The sequence below is a fragment of the Ruegeria sp. CG1 genome (genome assembly GCF_056537265.1).
The window spans coordinates 110398-130665 of sequence record NZ_JBQFRF010000007.1 but is presented as its reverse complement, the minus strand read 5'-3'; the positions used below and the strand labels follow the sequence as shown (position 1 = coordinate 130665).

17 protein-coding genes, 1 tRNA gene and 1 pseudogene are annotated in these 20268 nt (G+C 55.4%); 15 read left to right on the top strand and 4 right to left on the bottom strand.

Features of this window, described 5'->3' with window-relative positions; genetic code table 11:
- Nucleotide 1: 1 nt before the first annotated feature.
- Genes modC through modA form a run of 3 tightly spaced genes read right to left on the bottom strand, consistent with a single transcriptional unit; the run spans nucleotide 2 to nucleotide 2551 of the window.
- Nucleotides 2-1093 carry a molybdenum ABC transporter ATP-binding protein gene (gene modC, locus ACR0AU_RS18575; RefSeq protein WP_170733631.1) on the bottom strand — a complete coding sequence of 364 codons (1092 nt, stop codon included), beginning with the start codon at nucleotides 1091-1093 and terminating at the stop codon, nucleotides 2-4.
- Nucleotides 1090-1782: a molybdate ABC transporter permease subunit gene (modB, locus tag ACR0AU_RS18570; protein WP_170423885.1), complete on the bottom strand. Its 693-nt coding sequence runs from the start codon at nucleotides 1780-1782 to the stop codon at nucleotides 1090-1092. The genes modC and modB overlap by 4 nt, the downstream gene beginning before the upstream one ends.
- Nucleotides 1783-1786: 4 nt before the next feature.
- Nucleotides 1787-2551, bottom strand: coding sequence for a molybdate ABC transporter substrate-binding protein (gene modA / locus ACR0AU_RS18565; protein WP_170733630.1), 765 nt, complete (start codon nucleotides 2549-2551; stop codon nucleotides 1787-1789).
- A gap of 408 nt (nucleotides 2552-2959) precedes the next feature.
- Between modA and ACR0AU_RS18560 the strand changes: the two genes are divergently transcribed.
- The 12 genes and pseudogenes from ACR0AU_RS18560 to ACR0AU_RS18505 all read left to right on the top strand — a co-directional run bounded on the left by ACR0AU_RS18560 (nucleotide 2960) and on the right by ACR0AU_RS18505 (nucleotide 16595).
- Nucleotides 2960-3035 (top strand) — tRNA-Val (locus ACR0AU_RS18560).
- Nucleotides 3036-3165: 130 nt separating this feature from the next.
- On the top strand, nucleotides 3166-4173 hold the full coding sequence (locus tag ACR0AU_RS18555) for a tyrosine-type recombinase/integrase (RefSeq protein ID WP_480796075.1): 1008 nt from the start codon (nucleotides 3166-3168) through the stop codon (nucleotides 4171-4173).
- 540 nt (nucleotides 4174-4713) lie between these two features.
- The gene (locus ACR0AU_RS18550; RefSeq protein ID WP_480796074.1) at nucleotides 4714-6225 is read left to right on the top strand and encodes a hypothetical protein; all 1512 of its coding nucleotides are present in this window, start codon (nucleotides 4714-4716) and stop codon (nucleotides 6223-6225) included.
- A gap of 774 nt (nucleotides 6226-6999) precedes the next feature.
- Nucleotides 7000-7224, top strand: a pseudogene (locus ACR0AU_RS18545) (transposase); the annotation flags it as partial.
- A 785-nt stretch (nucleotides 7225-8009) separates the two neighbouring features.
- On the top strand, nucleotides 8010-9002 hold the full coding sequence (dctP, locus tag ACR0AU_RS18540) for a TRAP transporter substrate-binding protein DctP (RefSeq protein ID WP_480796073.1): 993 nt from the start codon (nucleotides 8010-8012) through the stop codon (nucleotides 9000-9002).
- Between the two features lie 58 nt (nucleotides 9003-9060).
- A complete protein-coding gene (locus ACR0AU_RS18535) occupies nucleotides 9061-9642 on the top strand; it encodes a TRAP transporter small permease (RefSeq protein WP_480796072.1) in 582 nt (193 codons plus the stop codon).
- Nucleotides 9642-10931 (top strand): TRAP transporter large permease, encoded by a 1290-nt coding sequence (locus ACR0AU_RS18530; RefSeq protein WP_480796071.1) that lies wholly within the window; start codon nucleotides 9642-9644, stop codon nucleotides 10929-10931. Before ACR0AU_RS18535 ends, ACR0AU_RS18530 begins: the two co-directional genes overlap by 1 nt.
- 18 nt (nucleotides 10932-10949) lie before the next feature.
- Nucleotides 10950-12203, top strand: a complete 1254-nt coding sequence (locus tag ACR0AU_RS18525) for a sarcosine oxidase subunit beta family protein (RefSeq protein WP_480796070.1) — start codon at nucleotides 10950-10952, stop codon at nucleotides 12201-12203.
- A gap of 14 nt (nucleotides 12204-12217) precedes the next feature.
- The gene (locus ACR0AU_RS18520; protein WP_480796069.1) at nucleotides 12218-12484 is read left to right on the top strand and encodes a sarcosine oxidase subunit delta; all 267 of its coding nucleotides are present in this window, start codon (nucleotides 12218-12220) and stop codon (nucleotides 12482-12484) included.
- Entirely contained in the window at nucleotides 12481-15276 is a 2796-nt protein-coding gene (locus ACR0AU_RS18515; RefSeq protein ID WP_480796068.1) for an FAD-dependent oxidoreductase, read from the top strand. The genes ACR0AU_RS18520 and ACR0AU_RS18515 overlap by 4 nt, the downstream gene beginning before the upstream one ends.
- Nucleotides 15269-15877, top strand: a complete 609-nt coding sequence (locus ACR0AU_RS18510) for a hypothetical protein (RefSeq protein ID WP_480796067.1) — start codon at nucleotides 15269-15271, stop codon at nucleotides 15875-15877. Before ACR0AU_RS18515 ends, ACR0AU_RS18510 begins: the two co-directional genes overlap by 8 nt.
- A 28-nt stretch (nucleotides 15878-15905) precedes the next feature.
- The gene (locus tag ACR0AU_RS18505) at nucleotides 15906-16595 is read left to right on the top strand and encodes a TetR/AcrR family transcriptional regulator (protein ID WP_480796066.1); all 690 of its coding nucleotides are present in this window, start codon (nucleotides 15906-15908) and stop codon (nucleotides 16593-16595) included.
- Here the strand turns inward: ACR0AU_RS18505 and ACR0AU_RS18500 are convergent.
- Complete coding sequence (locus tag ACR0AU_RS18500; RefSeq protein ID WP_480796081.1) at nucleotides 16592-17071, bottom strand: Lrp/AsnC family transcriptional regulator; 480 nt, start codon at nucleotides 17069-17071, stop codon at nucleotides 16592-16594. The genes ACR0AU_RS18505 and ACR0AU_RS18500 overlap by 4 nt on opposite strands.
- 93 nt (nucleotides 17072-17164) lie before the next feature.
- Between ACR0AU_RS18500 and ACR0AU_RS18495 the strand changes: the two genes are divergently transcribed.
- From ACR0AU_RS18495 to ACR0AU_RS18485, 3 genes are read left to right on the top strand one after another with little or no spacing between them, the layout of a single operon-like run.
- A complete protein-coding gene (locus ACR0AU_RS18495; RefSeq protein ID WP_480796065.1) occupies nucleotides 17165-18370 on the top strand; it encodes a methionine gamma-lyase in 1206 nt (401 codons plus the stop codon).
- Nucleotides 18371-18392: 22 nt separating this feature from the next.
- On the top strand, nucleotides 18393-19709 hold the full coding sequence (locus tag ACR0AU_RS18490) for a trans-sulfuration enzyme family protein (RefSeq protein WP_480796064.1): 1317 nt from the start codon (nucleotides 18393-18395) through the stop codon (nucleotides 19707-19709).
- Nucleotides 19709-20260 (top strand): OsmC family protein, encoded by a 552-nt coding sequence (locus ACR0AU_RS18485; protein ID WP_480796063.1) that lies wholly within the window; start codon nucleotides 19709-19711, stop codon nucleotides 20258-20260. The genes ACR0AU_RS18490 and ACR0AU_RS18485 overlap by 1 nt, the downstream gene beginning before the upstream one ends.
- Nucleotides 20261-20268: the final 8 nt, after the last annotated feature.

Genomic DNA, 20268 nt, shown 5'->3' with positions numbered 1-20268 from the left:
CCTAGACAACCCGCCCACCGACATCCTGTGGAGCCAGCGCGACGGTCTTGATCACCGCATAGCATGTACTGCCCTGCTGCAAACCCAGCGCCGCGACCGAGCGTCGGGTCACGCGCGCCAGCACAACACCCGCAGTTGTTTTGACCGACACGATTGCACCGGGCCCCTCACCTGCCCGGATCGCCTCGACCTGCCCCGACAACACATTCAAGGCTGAAAGACCCTCGGGTGGTCTATTGGACAGGATCACCTCTTGCGCCGGAATACGAATACGCAGCTCTTCGCCGATTTGATGGGCAATCCGAGGCAGGTAAAGACGAGCGCCACCGGCATCAAGTTCGGACAGGCCATCGTCGTGATGCGCCGTAACACGGACCCGCAGAACGGCCCCCACCGCGCGCACGCCTGCAGGGGCCACGGATGGGTCCGACAGAACATCGGACGCGGGACCATGCCGCACGACACGCCCGTCCTGCAGCGCGACCACGGACGTTGCAAGCCGGGCAACCTCGGCCGCCGAATGGGTCACATAAAGTATCGGGACCGATACCTCGTCCCGCAACCGTTCGAAATAGGGCAGGATTTCAGCCTTTCGCGCGTCGTCGAGCGCGGCCAGAGGCTCATCCGCAAGGATCAGGCGCGGGCTGGCCAGCAGGGCGCGGCCAATGGCGACGCGCTGTTTCTCACCCCCCGATAGCATCGCTGGGCGGCGGTCCAGCAGATGGCCAACACCCAACATCTCGATCACCCGATCCGGGTTTTCGCGTCGTGCCCCGCGCGGTGCAAACCAGCGACCATAATTCAGGTTCTGGCGTACGGTCAGATGCGGGAACAGACGGCCTTCCTGAAAGATATAGCCCAGACGCCGCCGATGCGGCGGCAGCCATGCCCCACGATCCGTGTCGAATAACACCCAATCGCCGACCGCGACCCGCCCGGCCTCGGGCCTCAGTAGCCCCGCGACTGCATTCACCACCGTCGTCTTTCCCGAACCAGAACGCCCAAACAGAACCGTTACACCGGAAGGTGCGTCGAAATCGAGGTCCAGCTTCATCCCGGTCAGCTGGTGTTGCAGGCGGACGGACAGGCTCATGATCCGGCCACGCGTTTGGCCACACGACGGCCCACATATTCCGACAGCAAAAGCGCGCCCATAGCGACGATGATCGAGATGATCACCAACCGAGTCGCCGCCGCCTCACCCCCTGGAACCTGCAAAAACGCATAGACTGCCGAGGGCAACGTCTGCGTCTGACCGGGTATGTTCGAAACAAAGGTGATCGTGGCCCCGAACTCTCCCATCGCCTTGGCAAACGCCAGGATCGCGCCCGCAATGACCCCAGGCAGGATCATTGGCAGCGTCACCGTTCCAAAGACCAGCAGACGCGACGCCCCCAAAGTGGCGCCTGCCTGTTCCAGTTTTGGGTCTACTGCCTCGATCGACAGCCGGATCGCGCGCACCATCAGCGGAAAAGCCATGATCCCGGCAGCCAGCGCAGCGCCGGTCCAACGGAAAGCAAAAACGATCCCAAGCTCGGCCAAAGGCGCGCCCAACGGCCCCTGAATCCCAAAGGTCAGCAGCAGCAGATAGCCGGTCACCACCGGCGGCAGGATCAGAGGCAGATGAACCAGACCATTCAGCAACTGGCGCCCCGGAAACCGCCAGCGCGCAAGCGCATAGGCAATGAAAATCCCAAAGGGCAACGTGATCAGCGTTGCCCAGAACGATACGCGCAGCGACAGGCGCAATGCCTCCATCTCTGCCGGGCCCAACCATCCCATCGTACTAACCTTCGGGCAGGGAGAACCCCTGCCTCACAAATTCGGCCCGTGCGGAATTGCCTTGCAAATAGGTCAAAAGCGCGTGCGCCGTAGGTTCTGCAGTAGAAGTCAGGGCTGCTGGATACACAATTTTTGGGTGGATATCTGCCGGGATGACACCGATGACCCCGACCCGCTCATCAGCCACAGCGTCCGAGCGATAGACAATGCCCAAAGGCGCCGCCCCCGTCGCAACCAGCGCCAGCGCGGCGCGTACATTGTCCGTCTGGGCGATCTGGTCCTGAACATCGCCCCAAAGTCCCAGACCCTGTAACGCGGCCTTGCCATAGATGCCCGCAGGCACCGCATCGACCAAAGCCATGGCCAGATACCCACTGCCTAGACGGGTGCTCAGGTCAAACCCCGCCTCAATCTCGGCCGTGTCAGCCCCCGGCGCACCAATCAAAACCAGCCCGTTACCCAGCAACTCAATACGTGAAGCGGTATCGATCAGGCCCTGATCCTGCAGCACGTCCATCCAATCCTCGTTGGCGGAAATGAACAGATCGGCGGGCGCCCCCGCTTGTATCTGCCGTGCCAGCACCGAGGAGGCCGCGTACGACACCGTCACCTCTTGCCCGGTCTCAGCCTCATAACTTCTGGCAATCACGTCCAGTGCGGTCTTGAGGCTGGCGGCGGCAAAAACCAGCACGCCCTCGGCCCGAACCGGGACAGCGAGTATCGCGCAGAAGGCCAAAGCTGCGATCAGACAGCGACAGGCGCCCGTCATTCTTTGCCTCCGGATCAGAGGGTTGCAATCCCTCTGGGCATATCGGAGGCAACACGTGGCAGGCAAGGCCCTTTGGCCTTACAACCAAAGCTACGGCCCATATTGAACTCAGAATTCGGTGGAAAACGAGAATCGCCCAACCCAAGATCAATATGCTGTCGCGCTTCTCTAAAACCGGAAACTCCCGAGGTAGAGCGCTCAATCGCTAAACAACGTGTCTGATCCGCCTCGCCTGGACAGCGATATCCGCATTTCGCTATTCAACCACGATATGACACATGAGTTTGCTCGATTGGTAACCGCGCCCAGTTGCCTAAACGCTGATCTGAAACCTTGCGCGATTTTGCAAAAGAAATTGTGCCATACCCTCTTGCACCCACGCACGGGCTTAGCTACATGAGCCCTCACGGGTGATTAGCTCAGTTGGTAGAGCGCTTCGTTTACACCGAAGATGTCGGGAGTTCGAGTCTCTCATCACCCACCATCCTTTCCCCGCTGTGTATCAAGGTCTTACGCGACTAGCACCTTTTGCTGGACTGCGAATGAAACTGTGCCCGCTGCACCTCCGCTGCACTTAAACGGAAAAGGTGTCTCCAACACAGGAGATATGGGCCATGGCAACAATCGTAAAAAGACCTAGCGGAAAGTGGCAGGCGACAGTGCGGAAGGACGGACAATCCCGATCCAAGTCTTTTCTAAAGCGTGCTGATGCGACGAAGTGGGCGCGAGAGACCGAGTTGAGCGCGGACAGAGGATTGCTAACTCCAACCCTCGGTGCGAGCACGTCCGAGATGAACCTTGGTGAGGTGCTGCGCAAGTACCGGGATAACGTCACGAGCGAGAAACGGTGCGCGGACAATGAAAGTTATGCAATCAACGGGTTCCTGCGCAAGTGCTCCAAGTTAGCCAGCAGGAAGGTCAGCAAGCTGCGATCCTCAGATTTTGTCCACTATCGTGACCAGCGCATCAAAACTATGAAGGCGGCAACTGTCGTTAGGGAACTGGGTTGGTTACAGCACGCGCTTGATGTCGCCTGTGAGGATTGGGGGCAGAATCTGCCACAGGGAAACCCGGTCAAGTCTGTCCGGCGACCAAAGATAGACAACCGCCGCGAGAGACGATTGCGGGAAGGAGAATGGAAGGCTTTGTTGGGAGCCGTGAACCAATCTCGGTCCCCGTTGATGAAGCCATTGTTGATGCTGGCTTTGGCTACCGGGATGCGACGTGGCGAGTTGCTGTCGATGCAATGGAAGCATGTAGACCTTGAGCGTCGGACAGTGTTCTTGCCCCAAACAAAAAACGGTCGCGCCCGTACTGTTCCTCTCAGCCCAAATGCCGTTGCCGTGTTGATGGACCTGCCACGCGGTGACGAACGGTGTTTGCCCCTGTCTGGTAACTCCGTGCGATTGGCCTTTGAACGCCTCAGACAACGTGCAGGTGTGGTTGACCTTACATTTCATGATATTCGGCACGAGGCCATGTCCCGCTTTGTGGAAAGCGGGTTATCGTTGGCGCAGGTCCAAATGATCAGCGGACATCGAGATTTGCGGATGCTAATGCGTTACACCCACCTGCAGACCGATGACATCGTGGCAAAGTTGGCAGCCGTCGAACATGCCTAAATCGGCGTGATGTTGTTCAGGGTGGTCGTAGTCTCTCGATGCGTCAGTTTTTGACCACCCTACTCCCTATCAAGCGACAACATTGCTCCCCTAGCCTTTTGGCTGTCCCGTGGCTGGCTTTCTGTCCCGCACACATTTGGAAATGGCATTAACCCTTCCTCTTGTGAACACACAGGCGCTAACCCTCCGTCTTGTGAACTAACAAGCGTTACCACTCCCTCATTTGAGCAAAACCGCTCCCTCAGTTGAGCATATAGGTTTCGCTTGGTCAGTGTTGATCGGGTCGCTTAGACGACTTGGCCTTCCTTCACTCCAATGCGAGTGGAGCAAGAGGCAACTAAGCATAAGTAAATAAACACTAAATCACGCTGACCTGTAAGCAAAGGTACTGAATAGAGGGCTATTGATCCCTCTAGTTTAGCCATTGCGCGTTCACCGGGAGTTTTCCCAGTCGCCCCAATGGGGCAAATCCATCTGCTCGACACACGTCAGAGCACTATCCCCAAAATAGGTCCAATGGACCAAAAACAGGAGACCTTCATGTCCCACATTCGTCTTGTCGACATGCCATGCGGCTATGGCAAATCCACACAGATCAACCGCAGCTTCAAAAAGCAGGAGAAGTACATAGCAGTTGTGCCTTACCTGAGTGAGGTGGACCGGTTCATCGAAGATGCCCGAAAAGGCTCGGATTTCATTCTTACACAACCCGTTAGCAACGTTAGCAACAAAAGCGATCACTGCGAGAAGTTGATCCGCGCAGGCAAATCTATCGCTTGTACTCACGCACTTTTCTACCGACTTGGAACTCTGGCAACCCAAGACACAGGGATTGCGAGATGTACTAAGTTCGATAGCAATGGCAAACCGACCATCGAAGTCGATCACCTACTCGATGGATACAACCTCATCATCGACGAGGTCATTGATCCCTTGAAGGTGGACCAGACAGTCCGAAAGGTTGACTTTAACACAGCTTACCTCGGCCTTGGCTTGGCGGAAGAGGAGCCTGTCGGACGTATTGTTCCGACGGCACTGTGGGATGAGCTCTACCACAAAGGAAACAAGACATTTGACCGATCACTCTATGACAAAGCCAAGTCGGGTGCACTGTATCGCATAAGCGAGAAGCTGTTTGTCCTCGCCATTCCCAAAGAACTCTTGCTTAAGCCCAAATCCGTGACGATTTACACGTACCTTTCTGAAGGATCGGTGCTGCTGCAGTACCTGCAAAAACTGCGGAAAGACCACCCCGAATGCTTCACTCTGGAAGTGGAGCGTCTGGATGCAGTAGATGAGGCAGCATGGCGAGAAGATGTTGCTAACGCGCTAACGGTTCTACCAATGCCAGAGATAGCGAACCAAAAGTGGACACATTGCGCACAGCTAAAGTCGATCAAAACCCATCGGGAGTGCTCTTCGATCGGTCAGAAGCTACGCAAGTTCAAAGACAGAGAACTGTATGGAGTAAACCTAAAAACCGTTATGCTGACGTGTGCACGTGACCTGTGGCATGGGGCAGTAACAGGCCAAAAGCCAAAGGCAGGCAGGCTATCAAAGCATACACGGCTGTTTGGTCGCGCAGTGAAGGAAGACGTGTACAACAAGGACACGGAGACCTTTGACGAGGAATGGACCACAAACGGTGTCAGCTTTGTGCCCAACACTACGCGCGGGACCAATGATCATATCGGGTGCACAACAGCGGTGTACCTCTATGATCAACACCCCAACCCACAACTGCTTACGTTTCTAGGCATGAAGCGCAATAGCATTGAGGCGCGTAGGTTCTCGGATGCCTATGCGTTGACGGAACTGGTGCAGTGGCTCTTCCGATCCGCAATACGTGTCGGGGGTCTAAATCTAACCGGACACGCCTACGAACCGCGGCGTCGGGTAACGCTCTACATGCCTTCTCAGAGAATGCGGAACTTGCTGTTAAACTGGCTGCTGACTGGACAGGTCAACAGTGGACCGGTCAATGCGAAAGGACAGAGACAGGTTGAGTTGCTTGCCCGGTTGGAGGGTCGTCGGGTGGCGGCAGTAGCCTAATGCCCTTTGACATAGCAGAGGAACAGATGTTCCTAACTCGTGAAGAGGCCGCCGTGCGCGGCCTTTCTCGTTTCTGGACAGGTCGTCCGTGCAAGTATGGACACATGGCTGAGCGGTATGTCAGCAATCGTCAGTGCGTTAAGTGCAACGCCGAGAAAACGGTGGAGAGGGATCGACAGTGTCGAGCAAACGATCCTTCTTACCGTATGTTCAGGTCAGTACAAAACCGATCAGGTCAGGTATTGAGGGGTTGGGCCAGCCCGTCTCGGGCAGTCGGTTGCTCGCATGCTGATTTAAAGCGGCACATTGAAGCCCGGTTCTCGGTCGGCATGACATGGGATCGGTATGGTCAATGGGAGGTGGACCATATCACCCCTCTCTCAGCTGCAGGGTCTTTGGAACACCTCATCGAACTTTGCCACTACAGCAACCTGCAACCTCTTTGGAAGCGGGACAACCTAGTAAAGGGCGGGGCGTAAGCCTCGCCCCTGCGAGTGGGCATCTATCTTCTTTGGGTTAGGCCGGTTTCAAGAGTGGCATAGGCCGCTCTGATAGCGTGTTCCGGCTAGAAGGACCAAGCAGACATTCCCTGATCTTTAGCCGAATTTCCGCTCTGCGGGACAAAACGCTCTTTCGCTGCGACTGCGCGAATGACCGCAATAGCGGCGGCGGAGCCTTGTCGCTACAAAATGGCTGATCCAGATATTCCTCCGCAACTGACCAAATCCTCTTAGCGGTCCGGGTCGCTTGCGGCGCGCAGAACAACGAAATCGAATAGCTCATCTCGTCGCACTCTCTGATGGCTATTTGACTGATTTCTATAGCCACAAGGGCCGGCCATTGGTCGATGCTAAATTGATGATCCGCATGCTTCTGGTCGGCTACTGTTTCGGCATCCGATACGAGCGTCGGCAGTATGAAGAGGTGCATCTGAACCTCCCATACAGATGGTTCTGTAAGCTCAATCTGAATGATCGCGTCCCGCATCACTCTACATTTTGCCCGGTGCCCCCGCGTGTTGAGAGACGTCCAGAAATAGAAAAACAGCGCGAAACTCTGTTCCGCGCTGCCTATATGATTTGATTGGGGCCAAAGGGAAAACTCCCGCCGACCCTCCCCTGATGCAGGGGTTTACATCATCATCATCCAAACGTTTCCGGCAACCACGGCGATTGTTAGCGTGATCATGATGGTGGCTTCTTTTGCAATTTTCAGGCCGTTAGACATTGTTTTGGCTCCAGGGCGCATGTTGTTTCTAAAATCGCACCTAGACCTCCTTTTGAGTCCTGAGAAGTGAAATTTTCGCAACCCTGCTATGCAAATTTGCCCTGCCAGATGAGGGCTATTCTCCCAATGACCGAACGGTCGTGTTGGCTCTCAAATGCCGCCTGGTGCAGGTGACGGGCATAGTGCCAACAAGGTTGTTGGCCTACTGATGCTCCAAGTAGGACAAGCTGCACTGACATCGTCCGATCAGCACGAAACTGATTCGGACTCTCAGATGACCACTGAGCATCACTTAATTTTCACCGATTGCTGACGTGCCCACTCAGAAGTGATGGCGTTATAGCTGCGGGGAGAGAATAACATTTTCTATCAATACGGTAGTCAAGATTGACAGGTTCTAAAACGCCAAGCGTCTCTGCTGCTATCGCCCGCTTTCAAAGCAACAAAAAAACAAATCCTTGCCATAACGTCATTTGTATCCCTATGTTTGACCATAGGGCAACCTATGTTCAAGAGTTGCTGTTTAACCAGATTCACAAACCAACAGGAGACTAGAAATGAAATTCACGTCACGTCTGATGATGATGACCGCGGCCGTGACGCTGGCCGCGTCAGCCGCTGTTGCGCAAGATGTACGCCTGCGTATCGCGGGCACCGTACCTGCCGAGCACTTTGGAAACGCCGTGCTTGAACAAATGGCGGAGAACATGGAAAACGCTAGCGTCGGCCTCAAGGTGAAGTACTTCCCCGCAGGCCAGCTTGGTTCCGGCGAGGAACTTCTTGAAAGCGCCATTCGCGGTAACGTGGATATGGTTCATGCCACGGTGTATGCACAGAAAGACCCAAGGCTCGAAATCAACAGCCTTCCCTTCCTGGTCACCACCAAGGAAGAACTGGATGCTGTCTATGGCGATCCGAATTCAGAGTACAACCAGATCCTCGAAGAGATCCTGACATCCTTTGGCATCCAGCCGCTGGCAACTATTGGCGAGGGCCTGATCGGAATGATCGCCACCGAACGTCCCGCGAATCCAACTGGACTGGGCAATCAGGAGATGAATGTACGCGCCTGGTCTTCGCAGATCGCGAAACAGACCATGGAAGAATTGGGCTACCAGGTGACGACCCTGAACTGGGCCGAAGTCTTCCCTGCCGTACAGGCTGGCACCATTGACGGTGCAATTTGCTGTACACCTGAATGGGCCTATACGACCTTCGCAGCAAGCGACGTAGGCAACACATATGTGCCGTACAACGCCTTCATCGAAAGCACGATGATCTACGCCAATCAGGATTTCTACAACGAACTGAACGATGAGCAGCGTGCCGTTGTGGACAAAGAAACAGCTGCAGCCGCCGCTGAGATCAGCCGGTTGGCCTGGGAGCGCAGCCAGGGCTTTGTCGATCAACTGGTCGACTCAAACTGGGAAATCATCGAATTCACGCAAGAAGAGCGCGATGCGATCAAATCCCATATTCAGGCTACCGTTTGGCCGAACGTGGCGGATGTCGTTGGACAGGACATACTTGACCGCCTGACCGCCAACTGAAGCCTAGCGAAGTGGGCCATTCTCCCCGGCCCACTTCGTCAATTCTGGAGCGGTTGCCGTGATAGAACTTGCCGATCAACTCCCACCCAAATTGGGACAAACCGTCAGACGGCTGATTAAGATAAAGTCAGCATTCCTGATGCTTTCAACATTCATCCTCGCGCTGACATTCTTCATGGTGGTGGTGCTGCGCTACGTGTTAAAGAGCGACCTATTTGCCTACGAAGAGTGGCTGATGCCCATGTGCTTTTGGCTGTTCTTTCTTGGTAGCGCTGTAGGCACATATGAAGACAGTCAGATCAAAGCCGACATTCTGGAAAGCTGGCTTACGAATCCAACTATCGTCTGGTGGCGAAAAGCCATCATCACTTCGGTTGAGTTAGTTGTAACCTGTTTTCTGGTTTATTGGGCGATCCTGATGCTACGGGATGAGATCGCCTCCTACCCGCAATGGCAGACAACGATTGCGCTTCGCATACCCTTCTTTGTCCCACGGCTCGGGATATTTGTAGGGTTTTCGTTCATGGCCTTTTACAGCGCGCTCCACCTCTACGTACTTCTGAAATTCGGAACTGCAGGCGTGATTGCTCAGATGGATAAGAGCGGCATTACCGGCAATCCCGGGAAGGGACATCCATAATGATCATCGGCATTTCCGTCTTACTTATCTGCATCCTGCTGTTTGCGGGTGTGGCTGTCCCAATCGCCTTTGGCGGCGTACTGATCTTTTTGGCTTATACCGGCGGCCATGACGTGTCTGGCTTCCTGCCAACTGGCCACTGGAAGATGAACACCGTCGTGATACTTGTGATTCCCCTCTTCATTGTTGCGGGCGACATCATGAAAAACGGTAAGATCGCCTCTCCGATTGTCGATCTGGCTGAGATGTTGCTGGGCCGCATTCGAGGCGGTCTGTCTGGAGCGTCAGTGGTCGCAAGCGCGATGTTTGGAGCCATCTCTGGTAGCGGGGCTGCAACACTGACATGCATCGGCTCGGTCATGATGCCGCATTTGCGCAAAGCCAATTATCCCGAGGGGTTTTCAGCCGCGCTTCTGGTGGCGGCAAGCCCGCTGGGCCTTTTGATCCCGCCCAGCTCAGCACAGCTAATCTATGCCTGGATCACGCAGCAATCGGTTCTCAAGTGCTTTCTGGCCACAGTTTTGCCCGGCATCATCGTCGCCTCTCTCTTGGTGATCATCAACCTGATCATGATGCGCAAACAGACCAATATTGTTTTGCCTGAAGAGCGCGAGCGACTGATCCTCGCGTTTAGTCGCAAGACCCTTGTCGCATTCCCCGCTCTGATGATGCCCATCATCATTTTGGGCGGCATTTACGGCGGCATCATGACTCCGACCGAGGCGGCGGGCGTTGCGGTGATCTATGCGATCCCTATCGGTTTTTTTGTCTACAAGGGCCTGACCTGGAAAATATTCCTCGAAACTCTGAAGGAATCCGGGGTTACCATTGGTGTGGTCATGGTCATGATCTTCATGGTTCTGATCGTTAGCCGGTTCCTGATCTTCGAAGACATCCCCGGTATGGCTGAGGAGCTGATCTTTTCGATTTCGGACAACCCTATTGTTGTTTTGCTGATGATCAACCTGACGATGATCTTGATTGGCATGATCATGGATGATTTCAGCGGCTTGATCCTGAGTGCGACGCTGCTTTTGCCTATCGCAAAAAGCGTTGGCGTGGATCCGATCCACTTTGCCGCAATCCTAGGTGTCAACTTGGGTATGGGTAACATCACGCCACCAACAGCACCTTTGTTGTTTCTTGGCGCTCGCGTCACCGATGCACCGGTGCAAAAAATGCTTGGTCCGACCATGATCTTCATCTGCTTCGCATGGTTGCCGACGCTCCTTTTGACCACATTCATCCCCGGCGTCGCACTATGGCTGCCGGAACTTCTGCTTGGCTGACAAAACAAAGGACACACAATGTCGCGTCACTATTCGGCATTTTCGGTCTTCCGCGAAGGGTTGCGGGGCCACAAGGGATGGGCTCCGCTCTGGCGGAGTCCGGCCCCGCAAGACGCCTATGATGTGATTGTCATAGGTGGTGGTGGCCATGGTTTGGCAACGGCCTATTACCTGGCCAAGAACCACGGTGTCAGAAAGGTTGCCGTGATTGAAAAGGGTTGGCTTGGCGGCGGAAATACCGGCCGCAACACAACCGTAATCCGGTCGAACTACTTCTACCCGGAAAGCACCCGACTCTATGATCTTTCGGTCCGGCTCTACGAAAAGCTCTCCCGCGACATCAATTACAATGTGATGTTCTCGCAGCGCGGAATGATGGTGTTGACCCATTCCGAGGCTGAGATGGAGATCGCTTCTCGCACAGTAAACGCGATGCAGATCAATGGCGTGGATGCGGAATTGTTGGACGCCAAGGACGTTCAGAAGAAAGCACCCATACTGAACTATGGAAGCGACGCACGTTATCCGATTCACGGGGCCATCTTTCAGGGGCGCGGTGGAACCGGGCGTCATGATGCGGTGGCATGGGGCTACGCGCGCGCAGCAGACCAGCAGGGTGTCGATATCATCCAGAATTGCGAGGTCACCGGTTTTCTGATCGAAGGCGGTGTTTGCAAAGGTGTCGAAACAACACTGGGTAAAATCCGTTCAGATCGCATCGGGGTCGCCGTTGCCGGTCACTCTTCGGTACTTGCCGAAATGGGGGGCTACAGCCTGCCCATCCATTCTTACGCCCTTCAGGCCTTCGTCACCGAGGCGGTCAAGCCGGTCATGGATACGGTGGCATTTTCACCGATGACAGGTAGCTACTTCAGCCAATCCGACAAAGGTGGATTGGTCATTGGCGGCGGTTTGGACCGCATCCCGTCTTATGCACAGCGTGGAAATTCGCCGATGCAGGAAACTGTCCTGTCCGGCATCATCGAGATGGCACCCGCCTTGGCCAAAGTCAAATTGCTGCGGCATTGGGCAGGTAACGTGGATGTCAGCCCGGACAGTTCCCCGCTTATCGGGCCTTCGGGCACCGAAGGGATCTATATCAACTGCGGTTGGGGCACCGGCGGCTTCAAGGCGATCCCGGCTGGCGGATACGTCTTTGCGCATTTGCTGGCGACAGGCGGCCACCACGATATCAGCCGCCCCTTCGACCCTGACCGTTTTCGTACCGGCCGCCTCCTGGACGAGGCTGCCGGCTCTGGCATTGCGCATTGAAGAAAGAGAGCTGAATGCAACGCTTCCCCTGTCCATTTTGCGGTCTTCGCGACGAACGAGAGTTCCATTTCGCTGGCGAGGCCGGAAAAACACGTCCTGACACCACACAAGATGTCAGCGACAAAGAGTGGGCCAACTACCTGTTTTTTTGCAAAAACGCCAAGGGACCAACCCGCGAGATTTGGGTTCATACAACCTGTCAGGAATATTTCATCATGGAACGCGACAGCGCCACGATGGAAGTATTGGGGACCACCGCAATGCGAAAGGATGCGGCATGACTGGGCACCGCATTGGAACGCGCGGTCTGGTTAACCGCTCGAAAACCCTCAGCTTCCGCTTTGATGGCAAGACTTACCAGGGGTTTCAAGGCGACACGGTCGCATCAGCCCTCTTGGCCTCCGGCGTCCGTGTACTTGGCCGGAGTTTCAAGTATCACAGACCACGCGGTGTCTGGGGCGCTTGGTTCGACGACCCGAACGCGATCGTTGATATCGAACTTGCCGGCGTCCCCTACCCCAATTGTCAGGCAACCATGACTCAACTCGTCGAAGGAATGGATGTACGCTCCGTCAACGCCTGGCCGACAGCTCAAAAGGATCTGAAGGGACTTCTGGATCTCGCCCACAGATTTATGCCTGCCGGGTTCTACTACAAGATGTTCATGTGGCCAGATTGGCACCTGTTTGAACCGATGATCCGGAAAATGGCCGGGATTGGCACGCTCAGTGCAGATGCCCAGGACGGTTTTGAAGCGGCCATATTGCACGAGCACTGTGAAACACTGGTGATCGGCGGCGGGCCTGCTGGTCTGACGGCAGCCAGAACCGCTGCCAAGTCTGGCAAATCAGTTCTTTTGATCGATGATCATCCCGAGTTTGGTGGCAGCTCCTATCGCTATCCCAACGACGCCGCAGAGGCACCGTCCTATTGGGTTGCTGAACAGCTATCCGCAATTGAGGATGCCGGTGGTCGGGTTTTAAGCAACACAACAGCGATTGGCGTTTATGATCATCAGGCGGTTTCGGTTGTGACAGATCGCGGGCTTGGAATCGCTCCGGTGGTCCGGAAACTTCGCCCCGACAACGTCATTATCGCAACCGGTGCTGTGGACCGCCCCGTCACCTTTTCCAACAATGACCGCCCCGGTGTCATGTCCCTGGATGCGGGCGCGGAGTTTCTTGCGCGCTATGGCGTAATGGTCGGACAACAGATCGCGATCCTGTCAAATCGCCCGGACGCTCAGGATGTGGCCGCGCAACTGGAAAATGTCGGGGCAAATGTTGACCTCGTCGATCCAAAATCGGGACCTGCAAAAGCGATCGGCTCCCGAGGCCTCAAAGGACTACACCTGGACGAAAACACCTATCCTTGCGATACGATCCTTGCCTCGGCGGGTCTCACACCTCTGGTTCATCTTTGGCGCCACGCGGGAGGAAAGTTGGATTGGGACGAGGGTCGACAGACGTTTGTACCGTCCAACGGACCAGAATGGATGCGCGTGATCGGTGGCGCGAATGGCACCTATGAACGAGGTGCGGTTGAGGAAGAGGCCAGAAGTGCTGCACTCAACACTCCAAGGCCAGAGCGTCATGTTTACAGCATTCCACCCCTTCTGCCCGATACGCGTAACACGGACGGGCGTCAGTGGATTGATTTTCAACATGACGTGACACTCAAGGACGTGGCTTTGGCGCATCGCGAGAACATGGTCTCGGTCGAGCACCTGAAACGCTATACGACCCTGGGCATGGCAGGCGATCAGGGAAAGACGTCCAATATTGCCGGGCTGGCAGCCATGGCCGAGCTGAAGGGTCAGAAAATCCCGGAGGTTGGAACAACCACCTTCCGCCCACCTTTTGTGCCCGTTCCGTTGGAGGCCTATCGGGGGGCGCACCGCGACACTCAAGTTGCGCCACTCAAACGTCTGGCGCTTGAGGCTGAGCATCGTGCGCTTGGCGCGGCTCTTGGTGAATATGGCGGTTGGCTGCGTCCGGCCTGGTATGGTGGGGATGATGAACAAAGCGCTGTCGCAAGGGAGTGCGAGATCGCGCGAACGGCCGCCGCGATCATGGATGGCTCAGCGCTCGGCGCGATTGAAGTGATCGGGCCTGACGCGCGCGCCTTTGTAAACTTCATCTACTACAACACCATGTCCAATCTGAAGCCAGGCCGCATCAGGTATGGATTCATGCTGACCGAAACCGGTTTGGTTTTTGATGATGGAGTCATGGCCTGTGTGGATGACACACGTTTCATCATCTCTTGTTCGTCTTCTCACGCGGATGCGGTCATGGCGCATCTTGAACATTGGCGGCAGGACAGTTTTGACCCGGATCGCGTCCATATCCACGACGCCACGCAAAACTGGTCCACGGTAACGATTGCCGGGCCCAAGGCCCGCGCCATTGTCGACGAATTGGGCGTTTTGGACACGCTGGAGGATTTCGCGCACATGACGCTGAAATTTGGCGCATTCGAAGGGGTTCAGGCCCGTGTTGCACGTGTGAGCTTCACCGGGGATACCAGCTTTGAGATTTCGGTGCCCAACAGCGCCGTCTCAAGTTTGTGGCAACGGGCAATGGCCGTTGGCAAACCATATGGCGCAGCCCCCGTCGGGGCAGAAGCGTTGATCGTCCTCCGGGCCGAAAAGGGATACATAATCGTTGGAAAAGATACCGAAGGTGAGACCATGCCCCATGACCTTGGGTTTGGTGCCCCTCGCCTTCGCAAATCCGCTGCCTTTGTTGGCGACCGAAGTCTGCATACAGAGAATGCCAGCCGTGAGGACCGCAAACAGCTTGTGGGCCTCTCGGTCGAAGACGACGAACCCTTACTTCCGATTGGGGCGCATATCGTCAAGGACCAAAATGGGGAACGGATGTCTCTGGGATACGTGACCTCAAGCCACGACAGCCCAAGCCTCAATAGACCGATCGCCTTGGCGCTGGTGAGCGGGGGTTTGGGAAAAATGGGTCAGTCCGTGGATATCTGTCATATGGGAAAAACCCGGCGGGCAACTATTACACCTTCCTGTGCATTTGATACCGAGGGAGCACGAATTGATGCGTGATGATCGCAGTAAATGGCCAGCAGCCTTGGGCCGAGAGCGCCCTTCCCTGTCAGGTGTAGGCATCGAAGTACACATGCTTGATGTGGGACGACAGACCGTGATCAGCGGTGCGCTGAACAATTGCCTTTCGATATGCGGTGCAGATATCGCGACTAAGGGCGGTACAGAAATGGCATCGCGGGATTTCTATGCGGTGCGCCAGAGACGAGATCGTATCCTAGTTGTGAATGGTCCGGCATTATCCGATGGGTGGCACACCGAAGAAGGCGTTGCGATCTCAGACATGAGTTCCGCCTATGCTGTGTTGTCCATTACCGGGCCAAATGCCGAACGGCTGATCGCGACGGGCACGGAATTTGTGGGTTGTGCGCCTTCTCCTTCCGTTTCCAGGCTGTGGCACGGATTTGGTGTACTTTTATATCGTCATGATCATCCCCAGACATATCGTATGCACGTCCGAGCTGCGCTTAAGGAGGCTGTATGGGAGATGCTTGAGCGACAGATTGCCAGTTTGACTGGTGTTCCGGATCTGGACACAGCATATGGAGGCGTCGCTAACGGGTGTAACCACGCCGGACACATTCGGAAGAAAGCAAGCTGACGAACGATCTTATGGAACGGAAACCAAATTGAGCGCCAAGAAAAGAGCACCAAAGGCAGGTTCGATTTCAGCTGAAGACTGGATCTCGGCGTCGCGGGACGTGTTGATCAAACGTGGCATATCGGCCGTCAAGGTCGAGCCACTGGCCCGGAAGTTGAAAGTAACGCCTGGAAGTTTCTACTGGCATTTTAAGAACCGCGATGCCCTGTATCGCGCACTGCTGAAGGATTGGTTGGCCACCAATGTTCATCCTTTTTTTGAAGCTCTGGAAGAAGCCGCCGATGAACCCCGCGCCCAATATCTCGCTCTCGCATATGTTTGGGTCTTGAGCCCCCAGTTCGATGCGCCACTGGATGTTGCGGTCAGGGAATGGAGCAAAACGTCTAAATTGGCTGCACGCACCCTACGCTTTATCGATCACAAACGCATATCACTGTATCAATGGGTGTTCGAAGGGTTCGGGCACGACCCTATGTCCGCTTTGGTGAGAGCGCGCACGATGTACTACCATCAGATTGGATACTACACGATGCGTATCGAGGAAGATCCGGGCAAACGGCTTTTGCAGATCCCCTACTATGCCGAAATCATCGCGGGCGATACCTGGTTGAAGGACCTGAAAACGCCGGACGATGTGAAGCGCGCATTGGCTGACTTTCCCCGGCGAGAGAGCCTGGCGGACCGTATGGCGCGTCGCCCCTTATCGTCGGTGGACTAAGCGTCGAGTTCGGGAAAAACATGCGCCTGTTTCACAACGCCGTAGACAAAACTGGTGTCGATTGAATTGATGCAACCGATCTTGTGAAGGCGCTGGCGAACAAACCGTTCATAGTCTTCTAGGTCTGATGCGACAACACGGAGCAAATAGTCGGCTGCCCCCGTCATGACGTAGCATTCCAGCACTTCCGGTATATTGCGCACTTCGTCTTCAAACAGACCAACAATATCCGCCGTGTGCCCTTGAAGCGTGACCCGAACAAACACGGTGATGGGCAGTCCATATGCTGCGGCATCGACATCGACGCTGTAGCCTCTGATTACCTCTTTCTGTTCGAGATTTCGGAGACGTCTCAAGCAGGGTGAAGGCGACAGGTTCACCTCATCTGCAAGATCGAGATTCGTTATTCGACCATTGTTTTGGAGGGCACGGATCATCTTGCGATCTGTCGCGTCTATTTTCGTTGCTTTTGGCATAAAGTTCCAATCCATGACGTCACAAGGGTGAAGATAGCAACCAAATGCCCTCTGCTCCATCCTAAAGTGCCGTGACACATAGGAGGGTCTCTCATGACGAAAGACGTTGCCGGGTTTTCCACGCGGGCAATCCATCATGGCTATGACGCAGGAAATCATCAGGGGTCACTGAACCCGCCTATATACCTGACCTCCACATTCACTTTTGAGACCGCGGAAGCGGGTGGCGCGATGTTTGCTGGAGAACAGCAAGGACATTTCTACAGCCGCATTTCAAATCCGACGCTTGATCAACTTGAAGAACGCATCGCCAATCTGGAAGGTGCGGAAGCCGGGTTGGCCACAGCCTCTGGTATGGGCGCGATTACTTCTGTCTTCTGGACACTCGTCGAAGCAGGTGACGAGGTGATTATCGACAAAACGCTTTATGGTTGCACTTTCGCCTTTCTGAGCCACGGGCTGACAAAGTTCGACGTCAAGGTCACCCCTGTTGATCTCACCGACCCCGAAAATTTGACCGAAGCGATCACGGACCGAACCAAGGTTGTCTATTTCGAGACTCCAGCCAATCCCAACAACCGTCTTGTAGACATTGCGGCAATCTCACGGATTGCCCAGGCAAAAGGCGCAAAAGTGGTGGTCGACAACACCTATGCGACACCAGTGCTAACCCGACCGTTGGAGCATGGGGCAGATATCGTCCTGCATTCGGCTACCAAGTATCTGGGTGGCCATGGTGATCTGGTGGCTGGTCTCATTGCAGGCTCTGCCGAAGACATGAAACAGGTTCGGTTGGTCGGATTGAAAGACATGACAGGATCAGTCATGTCCCCTTTCACGGCCATGTTGCTCTTGCGTGGCTTGAAAACACTGGAACTGCGGGTTGAACGGCATTGCCGGTCAGCGATGCAAATCGCCCAAATGCTTGAAGATCACCCAGCGGTGGCCAGTGTTCACTATCCGGGTCTCGACAGTTTCCCGCAAGCCGAGCTTGCACGCCGTCAGATGTCGGACTTTGGCGGCATGATCCCGTTTGAAGTTGTTGGCGGCAAGGATGGCGGTATTGCCGTCATGAACCGCCTGAAACTCATTCAACGCGCGGTCAGCCTTGGTGATGCGGAAAGCCTTATTCAGCACCCTGCAAGCATGACCCATTCCACATATTCGCCGGAAGAACGGGCCGAACACGGCATTGCAGAAGGTCTCGTGCGCCTCTCCGTTGGATTGGAGACCGTCGATGACCTGATCGATGATTTGATGGCGGCCCTGTCTCAACACAATGCCATTGCGGCTGAGTAGACCGCACTGACTGGAGGATGAAATGACCAAGAAACCACTATATGGCGATGCCACCAGCCATGCAGCGACACGCAACCAGGGCGGCTGGATCAACAAACTGGACCGAGCGCGCAAATCCGGGCCGTTTCTGGACACCCATCCGATGGACAAAATGGGCATGTCGACCAAGGCCGTTCATGCTGGCACCCATGATGACCCACGTACCGGCGCCGTTGGAACACCGATCTACCAGACCTCAACCTTCATCCTGCATGAGGAAACCTATGGGTCTATCGAAGAAGGGTTTGGTCGCGATCGTTTCATCTACACGCGCTACGGAAACCCGTCGCAATGGGCGGTCCAGGAAAAGCTCGCCACGCTTGAAGGTGCAGAAAGTGCCATCGTGTTCAGCTCAGGCATGGCAGCCATTACGGCAGCGGTCATGGCCCTCGTCGACAAAGGTGCCCATGTGGTCGCGGCAAGCGATCTCTATGGCGGCACATATAATCTCTTCAATCAGGAATTTCCGTCGCTTGGCATGTCCGCCACTCTGGTGGACAGCTACGATCTTGAAGCCATCGAAGCCGCGATACAGCCCAACACCCAGATCCTCTACTTTGAGGTGATCACCAATCCGGTGCTGAAGGTTGTCGACATCCCTGCCCTGGTTGATATCGCAAAGCGCCATAACCTGCGTCTAATCGTTGACAGTACCTTCGCCCCGCCCCCCGTCATGAAGCCGTTGGAATTGGGCGTGGATTTGGTGGTGCACTCAGCGTCGAAATACCTCAACGGCCATTCGGACCTTATCGCTGGGGTCGTTTGCGGTCCACGCAAGCTGGTCGACATGATCTGGCCGCGACTGCTGAACTATGGCGGGTCGCTCGACCCGCACGCTTGTTTCCTGTTGGAACGTGGCCTCAAGACACTGGATATTCGTATGAAGGCCCATGAAGCCTCGGCCACTGCATTGGCTGAATTTCTTGAGACCCACCCTGCGGTTGACAAGGTCTTGTATCCGATGCTGCCCAGTCATCCCGACCACGCCCGCGCCAAAGAGTTGATGAAGATGGGCACCGGCAACGTGACCTTTTTTGTCAAAGGCGGAGATCAGGCCGCTCTCGCTTTGATGGATCATCTGAAACTGCCGAAACAGGCGACCAGTCTTGGCGGTATCGAAAGCCTCATCAGCCTTCCCTTCAACTCTTCACAAGCCACGATGACCGCGCGCCAACGCGCAGATATCGGCATCTACCCCGGGTGCGTCCGCCTCTCTGTGGGCATCGAAGACGCAAATGACCTGATCGCCGATTTTGACCAAGCTCTCAACGCCATCTCCGCCATGAAAGGTGCTGCATAATGCGCAACTCCATCCCTACCGCCGCCCTGAGCGAATTCGTCAATGAAGTCTCGGGCAATCCCGAAGAAGGCCTGATGAACTACGGCATTGAGATTGACTGGGAAAGCGGCACCCGCGCACGTTCATCGACCAAGCCAATGCTGGTCGGACCTCACAAAGTCAGCAGGTCCTTCACCTGGAAAGCGGACGAACCGCGCCAGTTGATGGGCAACAATCATGGCCCCAACCCTCAGGAATTGCTGCTGTCCGGTCTTGGGTCCTGCATGATGGTTGCGTTTGTGGCCGGCGCCACGGCAGAAGGAATTCAGTTGGAATCCGTCAAGATCGACTTTGACGGAACACTGGACCTGCGCGGCTTCATGGGTCTGGGCACCAATGCTCCGGTGGGCTTCCCGGAAATCCGCTACACCATCCACGTGACAGGCGACGGCACCCCGGAACAGTTCGAAGCGCTGCATGAAAAGGCTGTCAAACACAGTCCCAATGCTCAAACGATTATCAACCCAGTCGCCCTGTCTGGCGAGATCGTCACCACACAAATCGAAGACTAACGCCCAAC